Annotated in this window: 16 protein-coding genes; 14 read left to right on the plus strand and 2 right to left on the minus strand. The window is 45.0% G+C overall.

The features are described from left to right. Window positions 1-422: 422 nt before the first annotated feature. From trpE to trxA, 10 genes are all read left to right on the plus strand, one after another. Complete coding sequence (trpE, locus tag AC3E6G_RS02690) at window positions 423-1778, plus strand: anthranilate synthase component I (RefSeq protein ID WP_490700407.1); 1356 nt, start codon at window positions 423-425, stop codon at window positions 1776-1778. Then, window positions 1775-2341 (plus strand): aminodeoxychorismate/anthranilate synthase component II, encoded by a 567-nt coding sequence (locus tag AC3E6G_RS02695; protein ID WP_006595988.1) that lies wholly within the window; start codon window positions 1775-1777, stop codon window positions 2339-2341. The genes trpE and AC3E6G_RS02695 overlap by 4 nt, the downstream gene beginning before the upstream one ends. Before the next feature lie 64 nt (window positions 2342-2405). After that, a complete protein-coding gene (gene trpD / locus AC3E6G_RS02700; protein WP_414297974.1) occupies window positions 2406-3410 on the plus strand; it encodes an anthranilate phosphoribosyltransferase in 1005 nt (334 codons plus the stop codon). Then, window positions 3407-4174 carry an indole-3-glycerol phosphate synthase TrpC gene (trpC, locus tag AC3E6G_RS02705; RefSeq protein WP_048714840.1) on the plus strand — a complete coding sequence of 256 codons (768 nt, stop codon included), beginning with the start codon at window positions 3407-3409 and terminating at the stop codon, window positions 4172-4174. Before trpD ends, trpC begins: the two co-directional genes overlap by 4 nt. After that, window positions 4161-4742 (plus strand): phosphoribosylanthranilate isomerase, encoded by a 582-nt coding sequence (locus tag AC3E6G_RS02710; RefSeq protein ID WP_490700408.1) that lies wholly within the window; start codon window positions 4161-4163, stop codon window positions 4740-4742. The genes trpC and AC3E6G_RS02710 overlap by 14 nt, the downstream gene beginning before the upstream one ends. Continuing rightward, window positions 4739-5941, plus strand: a complete 1203-nt coding sequence (gene trpB, locus AC3E6G_RS02715) for a tryptophan synthase subunit beta (RefSeq protein WP_490700409.1) — start codon at window positions 4739-4741, stop codon at window positions 5939-5941. The genes AC3E6G_RS02710 and trpB overlap by 4 nt, the downstream gene beginning before the upstream one ends. 2 nt (window positions 5942-5943) lie before the next feature. Then, window positions 5944-6729 (plus strand): tryptophan synthase subunit alpha, encoded by a 786-nt coding sequence (gene trpA / locus AC3E6G_RS02720; protein ID WP_490700410.1) that lies wholly within the window; start codon window positions 5944-5946, stop codon window positions 6727-6729. 109 nt (window positions 6730-6838) lie between these two features. After that, window positions 6839-8839 (plus strand): peptide ABC transporter substrate-binding protein, encoded by a 2001-nt coding sequence (locus tag AC3E6G_RS02725; RefSeq protein WP_490700411.1) that lies wholly within the window; start codon window positions 6839-6841, stop codon window positions 8837-8839. Between the two features lie 112 nt (window positions 8840-8951). Continuing rightward, entirely contained in the window at window positions 8952-12023 is a 3072-nt protein-coding gene (locus AC3E6G_RS02730; RefSeq protein ID WP_490700412.1) for a CocE/NonD family hydrolase, read from the plus strand. A 93-nt stretch (window positions 12024-12116) separates the two neighbouring features. Continuing rightward, a complete protein-coding gene (gene trxA, locus AC3E6G_RS02735; RefSeq protein WP_006595996.1) occupies window positions 12117-12431 on the plus strand; it encodes a thioredoxin in 315 nt (104 codons plus the stop codon). A 363-nt stretch (window positions 12432-12794) separates the two neighbouring features. On the opposite strand, the gene AC3E6G_RS02740 is transcribed toward trxA, so the two are convergent. Beyond that, window positions 12795-14246 (minus strand): alpha-amylase, encoded by a 1452-nt coding sequence (locus AC3E6G_RS02740; RefSeq protein WP_414288631.1) that lies wholly within the window; start codon window positions 14244-14246, stop codon window positions 12795-12797. Window positions 14247-14688: 442 nt separating this feature from the next. On the opposite strand from AC3E6G_RS02740, the gene AC3E6G_RS02745 reads away from it, so the two are divergent. From AC3E6G_RS02745 to AC3E6G_RS02755, 3 genes are all read left to right on the plus strand, one after another. Then, window positions 14689-16263, plus strand: coding sequence for a M20/M25/M40 family metallo-hydrolase (locus AC3E6G_RS02745; protein ID WP_490700684.1), 1575 nt, complete (start codon window positions 14689-14691; stop codon window positions 16261-16263). A gap of 106 nt (window positions 16264-16369) precedes the next feature. Continuing rightward, window positions 16370-17113 carry an ABC transporter ATP-binding protein gene (locus tag AC3E6G_RS02750; protein WP_195563168.1) on the plus strand — a complete coding sequence of 248 codons (744 nt, stop codon included), beginning with the start codon at window positions 16370-16372 and terminating at the stop codon, window positions 17111-17113. Then, the gene (locus AC3E6G_RS02755; protein ID WP_490700413.1) at window positions 17103-18749 is read left to right on the plus strand and encodes a hypothetical protein; all 1647 of its coding nucleotides are present in this window, start codon (window positions 17103-17105) and stop codon (window positions 18747-18749) included. The genes AC3E6G_RS02750 and AC3E6G_RS02755 overlap by 11 nt, the downstream gene beginning before the upstream one ends. A gap of 196 nt (window positions 18750-18945) precedes the next feature. Here AC3E6G_RS02755 and AC3E6G_RS02760 read toward each other — a convergent pair whose 3' ends face one another. After that, on the minus strand, window positions 18946-19788 hold the full coding sequence (locus tag AC3E6G_RS02760) for a DegV family protein (RefSeq protein WP_490700414.1): 843 nt from the start codon (window positions 19786-19788) through the stop codon (window positions 18946-18948). A 127-nt stretch (window positions 19789-19915) separates the two neighbouring features. On the opposite strand from AC3E6G_RS02760, the gene AC3E6G_RS02765 reads away from it, so the two are divergent. Next, on the plus strand, window positions 19916-20494 hold the full coding sequence (locus AC3E6G_RS02765) for a TetR/AcrR family transcriptional regulator (protein ID WP_236127896.1): 579 nt from the start codon (window positions 19916-19918) through the stop codon (window positions 20492-20494). Window positions 20495-20517 lie beyond the last annotated feature (23 nt).

Raw genomic sequence — 20517 nt, forward strand, 5'->3', positions numbered from 1 at the left:
GATAAACTGTCAAAAAATTCTTGACATCCCCAAAAAATGTAGTAAAATATGTAGTAAATCAGAAAGTAACTAGTCTAAGATTTTCAGGGAGCCTGCGGGTATTGTGAGCAGGTAGTCGGAGTTAGTGAACATTGGGCTGATTGTTTAGAGTAGGAGAGGATAACACATATTCTTCTCGGTAGGCACCCCTTATCGTGCGACTCCTTGTTAGAGGAGATAGAGATAATGGTCGCTTTCTACCCTTTTGACCATTAACTGAGGTGGTACCGTGTTAAACCTGATTTAATGCCCTCACAGAGTGTTACTCTGTGAGGTTTTTTGTATTCTGTTGAAGTTGGTCAGCTTGCTAACTTCGAAGAGGATTGGATGTGCTTGGATCAGGACTTGCATCGCTTCGTCCCTAGGAAAAGAAAGGAATTCCTATGAAAAAAATTTTACCAGCTGATACCTTAACCCCCATTCTAGCCTACATGCGTGTCCAAGGTGACCATAAGGTCATCCTTGAGTCGATCCCGCGTGAAAAGGAGAATGCCCGCTTTTCTATCGTGGCCTATAATCCAGTATTTGAGGTGACCTATCAGGATGGCATCCTGTATGAGAATGGTAAGGTGCTGGAGCAAGATCCTTTTGACTACCTCCACCAGGTAACAGTCAAGGGACTGACGTCTGATCTTCCTTTCGCTGGTGGGGCCATCGGTTTTGCGGGTTATGATATGATTGGAGTCTATGAGGAGATTGGATCCATTCCTCAGGATACCATCGGGACACCAGATATGCATTTCTTCATCTACGAGTCTTATTTGATTTTTGACCACAAGAAGGAAAAAGTCTATGTAGTAGAAGACAATATTTACTCTGGGCGGAGCAATGACGCGGTCCGCCAATCACTGGGTCAAGTAGTAACTGATCTGCAAACCCAAGCGCCCAACGAGTTCACTCCTCAGGCCTTGCAGGCCCTGCACTTCACCAACCATATCGAGAAGGAAGTCTTTATGGAGATGGTGGAGAAGGCCAAGAAACTGATCCGTGAAGGTGATATGTTTCAATGTGTCCTCAGTCAACGCTTCTCAGCAGATTTTGAAGGTGATCCCTTGGATTATTACCGAAATTTGCGCGTGACCAACCCATCTAACTATCTCTATTTCTATGACTTTGGCGACTACCAGATTATTGGGGCCAGTCCTGAAAGCCTGGTATCGGTGAAGAAGGGAGAGGTGACCACCAATCCAATCGCTGGAACCCGACCTCGTGGAGCGACGGAAGAAGAGGACCAAGCTCTGGCTCATGAACTCCTTCACGATATCAAGGAAACAGCCGAGCACCGCATGCTAGTGGATCTGGGCCGCAATGATATCGGGAAAATCGCTCAAAACGGGACGGTCGAAGTGACCAAGTATATGGAAGTCGAGTATTTCCGCTATGTCATGCACCTGACCAGTGTGGTCAAGGGGCAACTCCTGCCACACCTAACAGCTCTCGATGCCCTTAAATCCACCTTGCCAGCTGGGACAGTCTCTGGAGCTCCTAAGATTCGGGCTATGCGTCGGATCTATGAATTGGAACAGGAAAAACGTGGCGTCTATGCAGGGGCTATCGGCTACCTATCAGCGACAGGGGATATGGACTTCGCCATTGCCATTCGGACCATGATCCTCAAGAATCAAAAGGCCTTCGTCCAAGCAGGAGCAGGGATTGTCTACGACAGTGTTCCGGAGAATGAATTTTACGAAACGATTAACAAGGCAAAATCGATGACAAGAATAGGAGATGTTCAATGATTTTATTAGTGGATAATTACGATTCCTTCACCTATAATTTGGCCCAATACTTGGGAACTTTTACAGAGGTTGAGGTCTTGCGAAATGATGATGAGCGCTTGTATGAGCAGGCGGAAGAGGCAGATGCTCTCGTCTTCTCCCCAGGTCCAGGCTGGCCAGCAGATGCTGGGAAAATGGAAGCCATGATCAAAGACTTTGCAGGTAAAAAGCCGATGTTGGGGATTTGCTTAGGTCACCAAGCCCTGGCGGAGACCTTTGGTGGCAAGTTGCGCCTGGCTAAGAATGTCATGCATGGCAAACAAAGTCAGATTACCTTTGAAACGCCATCTCCCATTTTCAAGGACATTGAAAATGATGTGCCCATCATGCGTTACCATTCTATCGTCGTTGACCAAATGCCAGAAGAATTTGAGGTAACAGCCATTACCACGGACGACCAAGAAATCATGGCCATCCAACACAAGAGCTTGCCTATCTACGGACTTCAGTATCATCCTGAGAGTATCGGCAGTCCAGATGGTCTAAAAATGATCGAAAATTTTGTGAAGCTCGTCCTAGATTAGACCAGCAGTTCCAAGCAGCTAAAATTTCTATTGAAACGTATAGAAAAGACAAGAGGAAACCCTTATGAAAGAACTATTCTTACAAATCTCTAATCGCCAAGACTTGACGCAAGAGCAAGTCCAAGAAGTCTTTGATCAAATCTTGCAAAACCAACTATCAGAAAGTCAAATCGCTGCCTTTTTGATGGGACTCAAAACCAAGGGAGAAACAGCAGACGAAATTACCGGAATTGTACGCGCCTTAAAGGCCCATGCGACGGTATTGCCAGAGACTTTCTCAGATGCCATGTGTAACTGTGGGACTGGCGGTGACCAATCCTATAGCTTTAACATTTCGACGACCGTTTGCTTCGTTTTGGCTGCGGGAGGGATCCGCATGGCCAAGGCCGGCAATCGCTCTGTTTCTTCTAAGTCAGGATCTGCGGATGTCCTAGAAGCGCTGGGCATCAACGTGGCAGCCTCGCCAGAGACCCTCTCTAAAGCATTGGACGAGGTTGGCTTGGCCTTTATCTTTGCGCAAACCATGCATCCGGCTATGCGCTTCATTGGCCCTGCTCGTCAAGCGATGGGGATTCCAACTATTATGAACCTGGTCGGTCCTCTTGCCAATCCATTAGATCTAGAAACCCAACTCATGGGGCTCTACCGTGTCGAATTGCAAGAAATTGTCGCGCGTGCCATCCAGCAGTTGGGGCGCAAACGTGCCGTCGTCATCACTGGTCCTGACAATATGGACGAAGCAGCTCTTTATGGAACCAATACCTATACTCTCCTAGAAGACGGCAAGATCAGCCAGCATATCTTTACCTATGAAGATCTGGGGATGGACAAGGTGGAGCTGTCTGAAATAACTGGTGGCGATGCCAAGGAAAATGCTGAAATTCTCCTCAGTGTCTTGAAGAATGAGGCCAGCCCTTATCTGGAAACGACAGTTCTCAATGCTGGTCTTGGCTTTTATGCCAATGGAAAAGTCGCAAGCATCAAAGAAGGTGTAGAGCTTGCGCGTCAATTGATAGCGGATGGTTCTGCCCTTGCTAAATTGCAACACTTACAAGAGGTTCAAGTATGAGTAAAGCCTTTCTACCGACAATCCTAGAACAAAAAGAAAAAGAAGTGGCGCAACTGGTCATGGAAGACCTCCAGCCTCTTCGTCAGACCTACCGTCTCTATGATTTTCTCAAGAGTCATCAAGAGCACTTGCAAATCATCGCTGAGGTGAAGAAAGCCAGCCCTAGTATGGGGGATATTAACTTGGATGTGGATATTGTCGCTCAAGCCAAGACCTATGAAGAAAACGGGGCAGCCATGATCTCAGTCCTGACGGACCAAGTCTTTTTCAAGGGAGATCTAGACTACCTTCGTGAGATTTCTTCCCAGGTGTCGATTCCAACCTTGGCCAAGGACTTTATCATCGATGAGAAGCAAATCGTTCGCTCTCGTAATGCCGGAGCGACGGTCATTCTCTTGATTGTCGCAGCCCTGCCAGAAGCCCGGCTCAAAGAACTCTACGACTTTGCGACGGGACTAGGTTTGGAAGTGCTTGTAGAGACCCATAACTTAGCTGAGCTCGAAATCGCCCATCGAATCGGAGCGGACATCATCGGGGTCAACAACCGGAACCTGGTCACTTTTGAAACGGATCTGAATACTAGTCTTGAATTGTCCACGCATTTGAAAGACCAGCCAGTTTATATATCGGAGTCTGCTATTTTTGATGGGGAAGATGCGGCTCTTGTCGCTCCCTACTTTAATGGGATCTTGGTAGGGACTGCCCTCATGACAGCAGGAGATGTAGCAGAAAAGGTCAAGGAGTTACAAATTGACAAAGGTTAAAATATGCGGCCTGTCTACAGCGGAAGGCGTGGAGACGGCTGTCCTAGCAGGAGCAGACTATATCGGCTTTGTATTCGCTAAGAGCAAGCGACAAGTCAGTCTGGAGCAAGCCCACGAATTGGCGAGACTGGTGACTGGCAAGACCAAAATTGTTGGAGTCTTTGTCTCACCCAGTCTAGAGGACTTGGAGCAAGCCATTGCTCAGGTTCCCTTAGATATCGTTCAGATTCATGGGAATTTTGATGAAGCTCTGATACCAAAGATTTCAGTTCCCGTCATTCGAGCGATCCAGCTCAGTAATCAGGAAGACCAAGTGTCAAGCCAGGCAGATTATCTACTCTTTGATGCTCCAGAAGCTGGGAGTGGGCAAACCTTTGATTGGGACTTGCTGAAAGATCAGAAGATCCAGCAGGATTTCTTTATTGCAGGGGGCTTGACAGTGGACAATGTCCACCAAGCTCGAGAGACCTTTCAGCCCTATGCCTTGGATGTCTCTTCGGGGGTCGAAACAGACGGACACAAAGATATAGAAAAGATAAAAGCATTTATAGAAGGAGCGAAAGCATGAACTATCAACTACCGGATGAAAAAGGGTTTTATGGAAAATTTGGGGGCCAGTTTGTCCCAGAAACCCTGATGACAGCCGTGATCGAACTGGATCAGGCATACCGAGAAGCCAAAGCAGATCCAAGCTTTCAAGCGGAATTGGATGACTTGCTCAAGAATTATGTAGGTCGGGAGACTCCCCTTTACCATGCAAAAAGTCTTTCCAAGCACATCGGTGGAGCGCAAATCTACCTGAAACGGGAAGACCTCAACCATACAGGGGCTCACAAGATTAACAATGCCCTTGGTCAGGTCTTGCTGGCTAAACGGATGGGCAAGAAGAAGATTATCGCGGAGACAGGAGCTGGTCAACACGGGGTGGCGACAGCGACGGCAGCGGCTCTCTTCGAGATGGAGTGTACCATCTACATGGGGGAAGAAGATGTCAAACGCCAAGCCCTCAATGTCTTTCGGATGGAGCTCTTAGGAGCAAAAGTCCATAGTGTGACAGACGGATCGCGCGTGCTGAAAGATGCGGTCAATGCAGCCCTTCGTGCATGGGTAGCTGGAATTGATGATACTCACTACATCATGGGATCTGCCCTTGGACCAGCTCCCTTCCCAGAGATTGTCCGAGATTTTCAATCCGTGATTGGTAAGGAAGCCAAACGTCAGTTTGCTGAAGTCTCAGATGGAAAACTTCCTGACGCGGTCCTAGCCTGTATCGGTGGAGGCTCCAATGCCATTGGTATGTTCTACCCCTTTGTAGAAGACGAATCTGTAGCCATGTACGGAGCGGAAGCCTCTGGTCTTGGTTTGAATACGGACAAACACGCAGCAACCTTTGCCAAAGGTCGTCCAGGAATCCTTCACGGAGCCTTGATGGAAGTGCTTCAAGATGCCCATGGACAGATCATGGAGGCTTTCTCTATCTCTGCTGGATTGGATTATCCTGGTGTTGGGCCAGAGCATTGCTATTTTAATGAAATTGGCCGGGCAAGCTATGATTCCATCACGGATGAAGAAGCCCTCGAAGGATTTAAGTTGCTCTCTCGTTTGGAGGGAATCATTCCAGCATTGGAGTCCAGTCATGCTATCGCTCTAGCGCAAAAAGTCGCAGCAAAAATGACTCCGGACCAAACTCTCATCATCTGCCTATCTGGTCGTGGAGACAAGGATGTCATGCAGGTGAAAGAACGGTTTGAAGCAGAAGGGAAGTAGAGATGACCAAAACACTAACACAGCATTTAGAAGCCATTAAAGACAGCAAGCGTGGAATTTTCGTCCCTTACATCATGGCGGGGGATCATGAGAAGGGACTAGATGGCCTCTTTGACACCATCCAGCTCTTGGAAGAAAGTGGAGCATCGGCTATTGAAGTGGGGATTCCCTGGTCGGACCCTGTAGCGGATGGGCCAGTCATCGAGATGGCTGGACAACGCAGTTTGGCCAAGGGAGTGACCTTAACTGCTATTGTAAAAAAACTTCAAGAACAAGAAACCAAGATTCCCCTGGTCATCATGACCTATATCAATCCAGTCTACCAATATGGGATTGAAGCCTTCATAAAAGAATTAGCTTCTACCTCCGTCAAAGGTTTGATCATTCCCGACTTGCCAAATGAACATGCCGATATGATAGCACCTTACTTGGAAGGGAGTGATATTGCTCTTGTTCCCTTGGTCAGCTTGACCACAGGCATCGAACGTCAGAAGTCTCTAATCCAAGAAGCAGAAGGCTTTATCTATGCGGTAGCCATCAATGGGGTTACTGGAAAGATGGGCAACTACCGTGACGACTTGGATCAGCACTTGGCGGCCTTGAGAGACCTGGCCACTATTCCAGTTCTGACAGGATTTGGGGTCTCCACCCAAGAAGACATCCAACGCTTTAATCAGGTATCGGATGGGGTCATCGTGGGTTCGAAAATTGTTCGGGACCTTCATGAGGGCAAAACCAGCGAAGTCAAGGCCTTTGTAGACTATGGTTCACATGTTAATAAATGCTAAGGATAAGAAAAATTACAAAATTTAATAAATTTTCAGAAAATTACTTCTCTTCTGAAAATCTTTGTGGTATAATCTTAAGACAACCTTAAAAATTTATTAGGAGTAAACTATGAAAAAAAGAAATGTCATTGCTCTTGCAGGAGTAGCTCTTCTTTCAGCAGGTATTCTTGCAGCATGTTCTGGTGGTTCTAAATCATCAAGCTCAAGCTCAAAATCAAGTGAAGCAGGTCAAAAATTCTCTTACGTCTATGAGACAGAACCTGAAAACTTGAACTACATCACATCTGGTAAAGCTGCAACCCACGAAATCACAGGAAACTTGATCGATGGATTGTTTGAGAACGACAAGTATGGAAATTTGATTCCTTCACTTGCTAAAGATTGGACAGTTTCAGAAGATGGCTTGACTTATACTTACAAACTTCGTGATGATGCCAAATGGTATGATTCAGAAGGGGAAGAGTATGCGGACGTGACAGCTGATGACTTCGTTGCAGGAATCAAGTATGCTGCTGACCACAAGTCTGAAATGCTCTACATCATTCAAAACTCTATCAAGGGCTTGAATGATTATGTTGAAGGTAAGACTTCTAACTTCAAAGATGTAGGCATTAAAGCAGTCGATGATCATACCCTTCAAATCACTTTGAACCAGGCAGAGCCTTTCTGGAATTCTAAGTTGACTCTTGGGATCACTTTCCCAATCAACGAAAAATTCGTTGAATCAAAAGGGGATAAATTTGCCCAAGCAAGTGACACTAGCTCTCTTCTTTACAATGGTCCATACATCTTGAAGAGCTTCACTTCTAAATCATCTATCGAGATGAGCAAGAATGAAAATTACTGGGATAAAGACAATGTTCACATCACAGATGTTAAGCTAGAATACTATGATGGTCAAGACCAAAGTAAATTGGCGAACTCATTTGAGGACAACGCTCTTAGCCTTGCTAAATTGTTCCCAACTGGACCTGGATTCACAGACCAAGCTAAGAAGTTTAAAGATGAAATCATCTACACTCCACAAGATGCCAGCACCTTCGTTATCGGTGTCAACATCGATCGTCAGTCTTACAAGTACACTGCAAAAACAACAGATGAAGAAAAATCATCTACTAAGAAAGCCCTTTTGAACAAAGACTTCCGTCAAGCGATTAGTTTTGCCTTTGACCGTGAAGCCTATGCTGCCCAAGCAAATGGTAAAGATGGAGCAAGCAAACTAATCCGTAACTTGTACATCCCACCTACATTCGTTCAAGCTGATGGCAAGACCTTCGGTGAGATGGTTAAATCTGAGTTGGTGACTTATGGAGACGAGTGGAAAGATGCAAATCTTGACGATGGTCAAAATGGTCTTTACAACGAAAAACAAGCCAAAGAAGAGTTTGCCAAAGCGAAATCTGCACTTGAATCAGATGGCGTGAAATTCCCAATCCACTTGGATATGCCAGTAGACCAAACGACTCAATCTAAGGTTCAACGTGCTCAATCCTTCAAACAATCAGTTGAAAGTACACTTGGAAAAGAAAACGTCGTTGTCGATATCCATATGGTATCAAAAGAAGATCTCTTGAACGTAACCCTCTTTGCTGCTAAAGCAGAAGACGAAGACTGGGATATCTCAGATAACGTTGGATGGAGCCCTGACTATCAAGACCCATCAACTTACATGGATATCTTGAAAGCTTCATCTGGTGAAAATACGAAGACTTTCCTTGGATTTGACCCAAGTGAAAACAATGAAGCAGCTAAGAAGGTTGGTCTCTACGACTTTGAGAAGATGGTAACAGAAGCAGGAGCTGAAACAAAAGACCTTAACAAACGTTATGAGAAATATGCTGCAGCTCAAGCTTGGTTGACAGATAGTGCCTTGGTAATTCCTACAACATCAAAGACTGGTCGTCCATTCTTGACTCGTGTAGAACCATTCTCAGCACCATTTGCTTGGACTGGTGGTAAAGGTAAGGACAATGTTGTCTATAAAGGCATGAAGCTTCAAGACAAGGCTGTAACAACTGCTGACTACAACAAAGCTCTTGAAAAATGGAAGAAAGAGCAAGCAGAGTCAAACAAAAAAGCTCAAGAAGAATTAAAAGATCATGTGAAATAAGCATCTTTTATCGAGGCACTTTGCCTCGATTTTTTTCTTGTTCAGGATTTGCTATAAAAGCGCTTACATAGTATAATAGTTGTATTGATTACAAAATAGTGAGGTCTCTTTTATGAAAAAGAAAACAGTGGTGTCCATGGTGGCTTCAAGCCTTCTGCTAGCTCCCTTTGTCTTAAATCAAGTGGTAGCAGCAGATGAGAACCTACCAGAGCTTTCTCCAACAAAAGAAGTGGTGACTCAGGTGGCTCCGGAGCCTGTAACCTCTGAAGGAGCAGCTTCCCAATCTCAAGCAGATCAAGCAACATCCGCTCCAAGTGTGGAACCTAAGAAGGAAGTAGAGGCTCCTGAACCTGCAGGACCGAGTCCAATTGCTCCGGCGGAGACGGAGAAGGCTGACAAGCCAGTCGAACAAGAAAAGACCGTGACGGTAACTGAGAAAACAAACCACCCACAGGCACCTCAGGGGGCAGGTGTCCCAGCTAGTCCAGCGGCTTCGACGGGAACATCAACACCAGCTACAGGACAAGCCTTAACTTCTTATACAGGTAGCCTGGCAAATAGTGAGCTCAAGGATAAGGAATTAACGGTTCAAAATGCTGTTGATGAATTGCTTCAGTGGGCTGCGACGGATTCCAAACAGGTCGGTCAATCGGCTGCGGATCGGGAACGCTTTGCTAAGAGTCTAGGAATGATCAGTACTCAAGAGGACTTGAACCGCAAGGTCAGTCAAGAAGAGCTGACCAATATGTATAGCATTGCTAAGAAACTCTATGATGCCTATCGCTCTGAGAAGAAAGCTCCTCTCTTTTTAAATGGGCGGGCTCAACCCATCTTCCCTTATACAACTGGGGAAAAATCAGATGAAGACTATCACTATGAGGATAGCGAAATCGTCCGCTTCCCAGTCTATGTGGAGACCGATTACGATACAGATGCGGATGGCAAGCCTGACCTAGTCAAGGCCATTGTCCAGTTGCCTAAGGCAGTTGCCAGGGGAGACTTTAAGGCGGCGACCATTCTGGAAGCACGTCCTTATGTAGCAGGAACCTTGGATGAGAACTATGTGACCCTTGAAAGTTTGGGCTTACCGACAGATGGCTCCTATGATATGAAGAAATTGCGGAAGCAACCGGCTAAACGTCAGGCAGTTGGAAACTCGTCAACAGTAGAAGCGGCTAAGAAGGCCAAGGCTTCGGATTGGTATTACTACAGTCCCTACGAGTATATCTATGACTACGAAAATCTCAACTGGTACGACTATTTCTTGGTCAGAGGCTATGCTTTTATCTCCAGTGCAGGACTTGGTACCAAGGGATCAGAAGGATTTAACACTACAGGATCTGATCTCGAAATCAATGCCTTTAAGAATATTATCGAGTGGGTCAATGGCAAACGCAAGGCCTACACCGATAAGACCAGCAATGTCGAAATCAAGGCAGACTGGGCTACAGGAAATGTTGCTATGACCGGTCTATCCTGGGCTGGAACCACGACCTTTGGTGTGGCAGCGACAGGCGTAGAAGGCCTAAAGACTATCGTTCCGGCAGCAGGAATCGCCTCTTGGTATGATTATTTCAATAGCCAAGGAACCCAGTTTGGCAATGCACCTTATAGTGACCTTTCATGGCTCTCCCTCTACGTTAGCACGCGGATGCTTGATCAAGACGATTGGGCAGGTATTTGGCAAAATTATGCCAACTATATCAACCAGCTCAACAAGGATCAAAATGCGCATGAACGCAATTACAGCGATGTCTGGAAGGAGCGGGATTATACCCTTCATCCTGAAAAATTCAAGACCAGTGCCCTCTTGGTTCATGGCTTGAATGATGACAACGTTAAAACCAAGCATTTTGAACTCATGTACGATGCCCTCAAGAAGGCAGGCCAAGATGTCAAGCTCTATCTCCACCAGGGAGACCACGTCTATCCAGCAGCCATGTCTCGTGGTTATGGTATTCAGGCCAATGGCCAAGATTTCTATGATCTTTTGAATACCTGGCTTAGTCATTACTTGTACGGGGTAGAGAATCAAGTTGACAAATTACCAGCTGTCTTGGCTCAAAACAACTATGACCCAAGCAAGTGGACCACTTATGATAACTGGAAGACTTCACAACGCCTCTTCCTCAATGCCCAGTCGAAACGCTTGGAAGAGACGATTTCAAGCGACTACGCAGGAGCTGGCATAGAGATTGCTAAACGCAACGAAACTGTGAGCCAAGCTTCTTCAAAAGCCAACATGACCTTTGTGTCAGAGGTGACAGAAGATACTACCATCAAAGGGCATATCCCTGTGCACTTCAAGGCAGCCCTGGCTAAGGGGAAAGGCAAAAACTTTCAGATCAATGCCCTTTTAGTCGACGTCTCTGATGAGGAATTTGATGTGGTCGGCAACGGTGGCGTCAAAGCAGATAAAAAAGCAGACGGCTTCTGGATGGGAAGTAACCTTTCTAATCTCTCTGTAGCAGAGTTTGAGACCATTAAGACCAAATACAAGGTCATTGCCAAAGGATGGATCAACCTGGCCAACCCTGAGTCTGGCTATGATTCAGCTAGCTCAAGAAATAGTATCGAGCCAAAAGTTGGAGAATTCCACGACTATACGGTCCATCTCCAACCAAACCTCTACACGGTTAAAAAGGGCCACAAGCTAGCCCTAGTCTTCAATACCTATGATCCATCAGATCTAACAGTGGAAAATCCATACGAAGTCACCTTCAAGACAGATTCGATCCGTGCGAGCATTCCGATTGTAGAAGGGACGCGTTCGCAAGTAGCTACTTATCTTCCTAACGTAGCTGATACAGCATATGCTGCCCTTCCAGAGATTCAAGGAGCCAAATTGGTAGAACCAGCGGTTCATTCCATCGAAGAATACCATCTGCCAGTCCTTCCAGAGCCTGAAAAATATGGTAGATCAGAGATTCCTGCTGGTACAAATCTTCGTCCTCTCGTCAAAACGGCTGAGAAAGAAACTGCAAAACCAGAATCTCTATCTGTTGCTTATGGACAAACATTTGTCTATGAGACGGGTAAAGCAGTTGTTGCAGCGCAAGAAAAAGCAGGTCAGCTTCCTCAAACAGGTGAGCAAGAAAGTCAGTTTGGCCTATATGCCCTAAGTACCCTCCTCTTGTCTAGCCTTCTTTTCTGGAAGAAAAAGAAAGAAGATGTCCAAGGCTGAGAACGTAGCAAATATTTCTAAAAACTAGAATTTTGGTGTAGAATAGAACTATCAATGAGAGATTAGTGGAAAGCACTGATCAAAGGAGGAACTATGGTACACGTACTAACAGATGCAACATTTGAACAAGAAACTAGCCAAGGCTTGGTCTTGGTCGACTTCTGGGCAACTTGGTGTGGTCCTTGTCGGATGCAGGCCCCAATCTTGGAACAGTTAGCAGAAGAGATCCATGAAGATGACTTGAAAATCTTTAAGATGGATGTGGATGAAAATCCAAACACTGCTCGTAACTTTGGCATCATGTCTATCCCAACACTCTTGTTCAAGAAAGATGGCCAAGTGGTGAAACAAGTCGCTGGTGTTCACACCAAAGAACAACTCAAAGCGATTGTTGCGGAATTAAGCTAAGATAAAAGGAGCTCTTGGCTTCTTAGCGAATCAAACTCGTTCATTTCCGATGATGGAAGTGGGCGAGTTTTTTTCTTTTTATGAATTTGTTAACAGAATAAAATAAGGAATTGACAGTGCTTTCCTAAGGTGTTAGAATGAACCTGTGGTTTGCTATAAAATATAAGAAAGTGGGACAGAAATCGGTAATTCGTTAGAATTCGATTTCGTCGCCCCACCTCCGCACAGTTGAGTAGAGCTGTAAAAGCTGATGAAATCAGCGTAGTAGAGCCCACTCAACCACTGCGTCTTGCTCGACAATTCAAAGACAATTGAAAGGCTAGAACTTTTGTCCCAGCCTCTTCAGTCAATTAAATTTTCTAGTTAGTCTGCCAAAATCCATACGCTGACAGAGCGTTCTGAGACTGGGAAATCAGCCCAGCCGTCTTCTTGGATTTGAACGGATTCTTGGTAATTTCCTAGGGCATCGTAGTAGGTCTGTCCTGCATATGCTTGGCCGATTTCCATGCGTTTGGTAGATGCAGCCGCATTTGAAATCACGCAGGCGATAGGAGCAGACTCTTCCGTTCCAGAGCGAGTCCAACCAATGCAGTTAGGATCGTCAAAGTAATCCCTTTGTTCACCGTAGGATAAGTCTTTGCGGATACGAAGGAGTTGATCAAGCTCGGCTTGGAAATCCTGCTGGGCAAAGTCTCCTGAAATCCCGTAATAGTCTCCGTAAAAGACACATGGAAGTCCAGCCTCGCGTAGGAGAATGAGGGCATAAGCGGCAGGTTTGAACCATTCACCAACAGTGGACTCTAAAGCTTGTCCTCTCTGGGTATCGTGATTATCGACAAAGGTTACAGCACTTTCTGGATGATTGCTTGCGAGAGTACCATTGAAAATAGTGGTTAAATCAAAGTTTTCCCCTTCTTGGCTAGCTCTAAAGAGATTTTGGTGGAGGGCAACGTCGACTAAGTCGAACTGATAGTCAATGCTAGCTAGGTAGTCATTGTTGCTTTGTTCATCCCCGTTCCAAAACTCACCAAATACATAGAAATCGTCTCCATATTTGTCTGTGATTTGCTGGATGAAGTTCTTCATAAAGAAGGAGTCAATGTGTTTGACCGCATCTAGTCGGAAGCCTTGCACCCCAGTTGTTTCAATAAACCATTCAGCCCATTGGTTGAGGTTTTCGACCACTTCTGGGTGTTTAAAGTCAATATCAGCGTACATGAGGTAATCGTAGTTTCCGTTTTCGCTGTCGACCAGATCATCCTGAGCCCAGCCTTTGTTGTCCCCTTGGATCTGGTAGATCCCACTTTTATTGCGGGAAGCATCGTAGTCGGTACCGGTGAAGTGGTACCAGTGCCAGTGGAAGTCATTGTAGGCTCCATTTCGACCATCAAAGGTAAATTTGGTCCATCCTTTGATAGTAAAAGGCTCAGTCAAGACGATGGTCCGATCGTTAGGGTCCACTTCGACTACTTCAAATTTTTCAAGGCCATCGGCTGCTGCCTTATGGTTGAGCACCACATCGGCCATGGGCTGAATTCCAGCTTCTTTTAAGGCATGGATGGCTTGCAAGTAGTCGTCTTTGAATCCATACTTGGTGCGGACAGTCCCTTTTTGGTCAAATTCTCCAAGGTCAAAGAGGTCATAGACGCCGTAGCCGACATCATTGGCAGATGTCGCTTTAAAAGCAGGTGGCATCCAGATTTTACGAATGCCCAAGTCTGCCAGGTGAGGGGCATCTGCAGCTAAGCGGGACCAGTGTTGACCATCCGAGGGTAAGTACCATTCAAAATATTGCATTAAGGTTTGATTTTCCATTTTGTTCTCATCTTTCGTGAATAATGCCTTATTTTACCAAAAATGACAGGATAGGGCAAAGGTTTGCACTCTCGAAAACGCTGTCTTTATTAGATGAAAGAAAAATGTGCTGGAAACAAGCTCTCGCATGAGAAAAATGGGGAATTTGCCCTCATGAATAGGAACTATTTTTTCGGTTTTGTTCAAGTTGATTCAATCTGTCTAAAAAGGGACTATAAGTCGAAGAAGTGTCTTCATCATTTGATTGACAGGAAGGAATGTCTGTAGGATCTTCCCTGCTGTCAGTTTAGTTGTTATTCTGTTTGAATGCTGGTTGAAAGTCCCATAATTGAGGTCTTATAGACTCATTCTAGGAGAGATATCTATTATTACTAAAAGGAGGCTTCCATTGAGATCCATAGAACATTTCCAAGAACAAATCGCCATCATTTTTCATGAGGCAATGTCCATACCGAGCTTTACTAATACCGAGACAGAAAGGGAGATAGAAGACTATCTAGACCAACGAATTGGCTCTATTCCATATTTCAAGAGTCACCCCCAGCACTTTGGTCGCCACCCTCTTCCCAATGACCATCTTCATCGCAGTGTCAATTGGGCCTTGGTCGATAAGGGCAAGAAAAAGACAGTGATCCTTTTTCACCACCACGATACGGTAGATCTAGAAGATTACGGTCCCCTAGCCCCTATAGCTTTGGATTCCGAGGCACTGGTTCAAGCCTTGAAGGGCATTGATTTTCGATCAGAAATGCAGGAGGACCTAGATTCTGGCCAATGGCAATTTGGACGAGGTTCTTGTGACATGAAGGCGGCTTTAGCGCTCCAACTGTGTGTCTTAGAAGCCTACGCCTCCGATCCAGAAGGGGGTCAGGTCAACCTCCTCTACCTATCTGTGGGAGATGAGGAGTCCTATTCACGTGGGATGAGAGGAGCCTTGGGCCTACTTTGTCAGTTAAAAGAAGAGTTTGACTTAGATTATGTCTTAGCGGTGGATTCAGAGCCTTTTGAAGCCACTAGTGACAAGGAGAAGGTCCTGCACATCGGAACGGTCGGCAAGCTCATGCCAGTCGTCGTCACCCAGGGAGTCTTATCCCACATGAAGGAACCTCTCAAAGGAATCAACGCCCTCTCTCTCCTCATAGCAGTCGCATCGAAATTGGACCTCCATCCAGACCTATCCGACCAAGCGCTGGGAGAGCAATCTCCTCTTCCTTCTTGGTCTTATCTGCGAGATTTGAAGGATCAATATGATGTATCGACTGTCCTTCATGCTGCTGGCTATTTCAGTGTGCTACATCTGAAAAAGACCCCTCAAGAATTGTTGCAACGCATCATAGAGTTGAGCCAGGAAGCGGTCGATGAGTTTTATGTCAAATACCTGTCCCTCCAGGACCAAGCAGGACAAGACCATGTGATCTCTCAACCAAGGGTGATTAGCTATCAAGAATTGCTGGATCGTTGCCAAATAAAGGAAGGATTTTCAAGCTTCCAAGACCAGTGTGCGCAAAGAGCTTACAAAGATTTCTTAGCCGGAGTCGGCTATCAGACCATTGCTATCCAGCAGATCCAAGGTTACTTAAACTTCCTAGGTGAGAAAGCTCCATTAGTTGTCATTGGCTTTGCCCCACCTTATTACCCTTCTATGAATTGTCGGTCTTTACCGAATACCAGTCTAAAAATTGGTAGCCTTGTAGATGATTACCGCCACTATTTAGAAAGCAAGGGCTTGTCACTGAAGGTGGAAGAGTATTTCATGGGCATTTGCGACACCAGTTATTGTGCCTTGGAGAGAGATCTAGCAAGCTATCAAGTCGTATTGGATAGTTTAGCTACCCCCTCTCAAGTTTACGAGTTGGATCTTGAAAACATTGCACAGATCCAAGTGCCTGCGGTCAATTTAGGGCCTTGGGGCAAAGAACTCCATCAAAGAGGAGAGCGGGTCTTTAAGGGGGATCTCCTGGAGACCATCCCTAACTATCTATTTGGCCTTCTCTACCGTTTTGAGGAATTGCTTTAATACTTGAGTTTTCCATTGACAAAAGAGGAAAAGAGGAATAAAATATAGGCAATATGAATAAACCATTTTCTTTTATTAGAGAAGTGGAATAGGAGAAGGAGAATCTATGATTGAATTTCAAGGAGTCACAAAAGATTACGATGGGCATCTGGCATTGAACCACTTGAATCTGACCATTGAAGATGGGCAGATTGTCGGCTTGATTGGCCATAATGGAGCCGGAAAATCAACGACCATTAAGAGCCTAGTCAGTGTCATCACCCCAACGACCGGTAGCATCCTAGTAGATGGAAAGGACCTCTATAGCAATCGCCTAGAAATAAAGAAGAAAATTGGCTATGTAGCTGATTCACCAGATCTCTTTCTTCGTTTAACGGCCAATGAATTTTGGGAGTTGGTTGCCACGTCCTATGATATGAGCCAGCAGGAATGTGATCAGCGCTTGGATCATTTGCTCCACCTTTTTGACTTTACTAGTCATCGCTATGAAGTCATCGAGTCTTTCTCTCATGGAATGCGCCAGAAGGTATTTGTTATCGGGGCTCTACTATCTGATCCAGACATCTGGGTTCTAGATGAGCCCATGACTGGTTTGGATCCCCAAGCCTCTTACGACTTGAAGCAGATGATGCGGGAGCATGCGGATAAGGGAAATACCGTCATCTTCTCTACCCATGTCCTCGAAGTGGCAGAGCAACTCTGTGATAAGATTGCCATCCTGAAGAAGGGGAACCTCATCTTTTATGGAACTATCGAGGAGCTGAAGGGGCAACACCCAGAACAAAGCCTAGAGTCCATCTATCTTGGACTGGCTGGTCGAAGAGAAGAGGTGAGTCCAGATGCGTCTTAAGATGGTTCGTCGCCTAGTGGATGTCAACATCATTTATGCTACTCAGCCGGCCCAATTAGCGAAATTTCGTAAAAAGCAGGAGAAGGATCCGACTAGGAAGGTCAATGTTTCCGCTCAGTCCATTCGGACCTATATTTTTATCGGTCTCCTTTATCTTTTCCTCTTTGGGATTCTCTCGAGTGCCAATGATTTTGTCTCTAGCTCTGGTCCCTTTGTCAATATGATTACGCTCTTTGCGCTCTTAGCCATATCTCAAGGTTTGATGAGTTTTTACAATGTCTTTTACGAGAGCAAGGATTTGCAATTTTATCGTCCCTATGCCTTTTCGGATGCAGAAGTGATTGCAGGAAAGAGCATCTCGGTCATTCTAGTGCTCTTGATGGCCCTGCTTCCAATGATCAGTTATTTCATCATTCTGCCCATCCAAGCAGGGGGAAATATTCTGGTAGGGCTTCTTCTTGGCCTTCTTTGTGCCATGATTCTCCTCTCCATCCTCTTTTTGGGCACCTTGTTCTTATCCCACCTGATTACCAAATCAGCTATCTTTAAGAAGCACACGAGTTTGGTGTCTAACCTCATCATTGGCTTGAGTAGTCTCATTTCCATTGGAGCTTACCTCTATATCAATATGCTCCAGTCAGAGCACTCGGTAGCTGGTGATTTGGTCACTCAACCTAGCATTTTTCCTCCAATAGAGGTCTTCCATACCTTTATTTTGAATCCTTTGGATTCAGGTGCTCTGCTTGGGATCTTGGCTTGGATTCTGCTTCTATCGGTTCTCATTTGGCTGGTCAAAAGTCAGGTCTTGCCTCATTTTTATGATGCTGCCCTTGAGGTTTCTTCCAGCCATGCGGTTAAGGAGCGGGTGAGTCAGATGAAGGTGGGAGATCAGAAGGCCTTCCATCGCTTTACTGTTTCCTATCATAAACGGCTTCTAAGTGATGGTACCTTGCTGACGCAAGTCATCTTCATGATGGCGATTTTCCCTTATCTTTTCACATTTGGCTTGTTTTTAGGAGCGTCGCGAGCTTCCCTTCAAATTGAAAACTACGTCACACCCCAATATTTACTTCCCTTATCCCTCATCGCTTTCATGATTGGAGTCTTCAACTCTGTGGAAAGCTTGACCAGTATTGGGATCTCTTTGGAACGGGAAAATTTCGCTTATCTTCGTGCCCTTCCGATTGACTTCAAACGCTATTGTTTGAAGAAATTTTGGATTCTCTTTTCGGTTCAGTCTGCTTTGCCGATTGTGCTTTTGGTAGGGGTGTCCTGTTACTTTGGTGTCCATCCCCTCTCCCTTCTAGCCATGCTTTTGATTTGGTTTTTGACCAGTTTGAGCTTGAGTGTGATTGCTTTTCGACGTGACTACAAGCTCTTAACGACTAATTGGTCGACTGTAACAGACCTGATGAACCGTAATAGAGGAAATGCAGCCCTGAGAGGACTATTGATCTTCGTCTTTATTATCGTTATGCTAGTCCTGATAGGCTTTGCCTTCTATCTATCCGCTGTGGCTTTTACCACCCTGATTGCTAGTGTGATTTATCTTCTCATTGCTGGTATAGGTGCTCTTGCGACTTACTTTATTTATAAAGGTACTTTCTACAAATTTAACCAAGAAATTGGTGAATAAAAAAGAGAGTGGGACAGAAATCGGTAATTCGTTAGAATTCGATTTCGTCGTCCCACCTCCCTCCGCACAGTTGAGTAGGGCTGTAAAAGCTGATGAAATCAGCGTAGTAGAGCTCACTCAACCACTGCGTCTTGCTCGACAATCCAAAGACAATTGAGAGGCTAGGACTTTTGTCCCAGCCTCTTTTTATGTTGATTTAAATTTCATAGCCGATTAAGAGGCCACCTTCTTCAGCGTAGAAGCTGCAGAGGCCTGAGGTCGGAAGAGCTTCGATATCCGCATTGGCAAACTTTTCATGGACCAAGGCAGAGAGTTGTTCTACGAATTTTTCGTTGCGACGGTGAGCGATGGTGATATGTCCACCTTTATAGCCAGCTTTAAGCATTTCTTCAAAAGTAGTGGAAATGGCTTTCTTTTGGCCACGGGCTTTATGGAGGAGCTCAAGGGTTCCAGTATCGCTAGCTTGGCCAACCATTCGGATGTTTAAGAGGCCAACAACTGTTCCGATAATTTTATTGAGTCGGCCATTTTTGACCAAATTATCGACTTTAGCAAGGACAAAGATTAATTTGGTTTTTTCTTGGTATTTGGTGATGACTTCGACCACTTGATCAAAGTCAAGGTCTTGAGCGATGAGTTGATGAAGTTTACGAACGAGTAGATCCACTTCACCTCCAGCTGATAAGCTATCAATCACGTGAATGTTGGTAGTCGGATGATCTTCTTGATAAAGTTTTTTAGCGACTTGAGCACTATTGTGGCTACCAGACAAAGTACCAGTGATGGTAACAACGATAATATTGTCAGCTTCCTCAAAGGCTCTCATATAGTCATCAGGACTAGGACAAGCTGATTTGGAAGCAGTAGTCGTTGCATACATATCTTCCATCATTTTATCTGTATCCAGATTAGCGTCGTCTGTATAAATGGTCTCACCAATCTGAATGGTAAGGGGCACTGAAACAAAGCTGGTATCTGGTGCAGCACTTTCGTAAGTACGATAATCACAGCCAGAATCTGCAATAATTTTCCATTTCATTTTTATTACCTCAAAATGTAAAAAATTGTACATTGACAAGTAGTTAGTCTTTTTTTACAATTATATCATGAAGTTGCATTCTCTGAAAGCAGATACATTCAGATGATACAGATAGAAAGTAAGTGTTATGGCAGAAAGAAAGATATCCGAAAAATCCTTAGAAAATTTAAAACGGTCTAACCAAGAAAGCAATGCCATCACACGCGAATCCTTGGAGATTTCCTTGCTTCAGTTGTTGGATAAAAAGGACTTGAAAAAGATTACCATTTCAGAATTGGTGGAGAGAGCAGGAGTTTCTCGCGCAGCTTTTTACCGAAATTATGAGTCAAAAGAAGAATTGCTCGAATCCATCTTCCAATCAACTGTTTCGAAGATTACCAAGTCTTTAGAAGGCTATAATTTTAAGACCGATTTGTACCAGATTTGGATCTATCTCTTTAAAGAGGCCAAGAAGGAAGCCCGCATTATCAGCTTGGCCGTCGATTATAATTTTGAGAAACTGCTCACCAAGGCCGTTTATGAATTTCTGGAAAAGAGGAGTAAAAGTCAAAAATCCTCACAAGGCCCAGCTAGTTATCTGAATTCCTTCCTCAGCTCAGCTATTGTCTCTGTCCTAGCCAAGTGGATTAAGGATGGCATGAAGGTGCCGGCGGAGAAGATGGCTTCCTTAGGTCTTCCCTTGTTTCCTCAAAAGAAAAGAAAATAAGAAAAATGATCTACTAGATCGAG

Source organism: Streptococcus sp. SCPM-O-B-23252 (M501), from assembly GCF_058200355.1.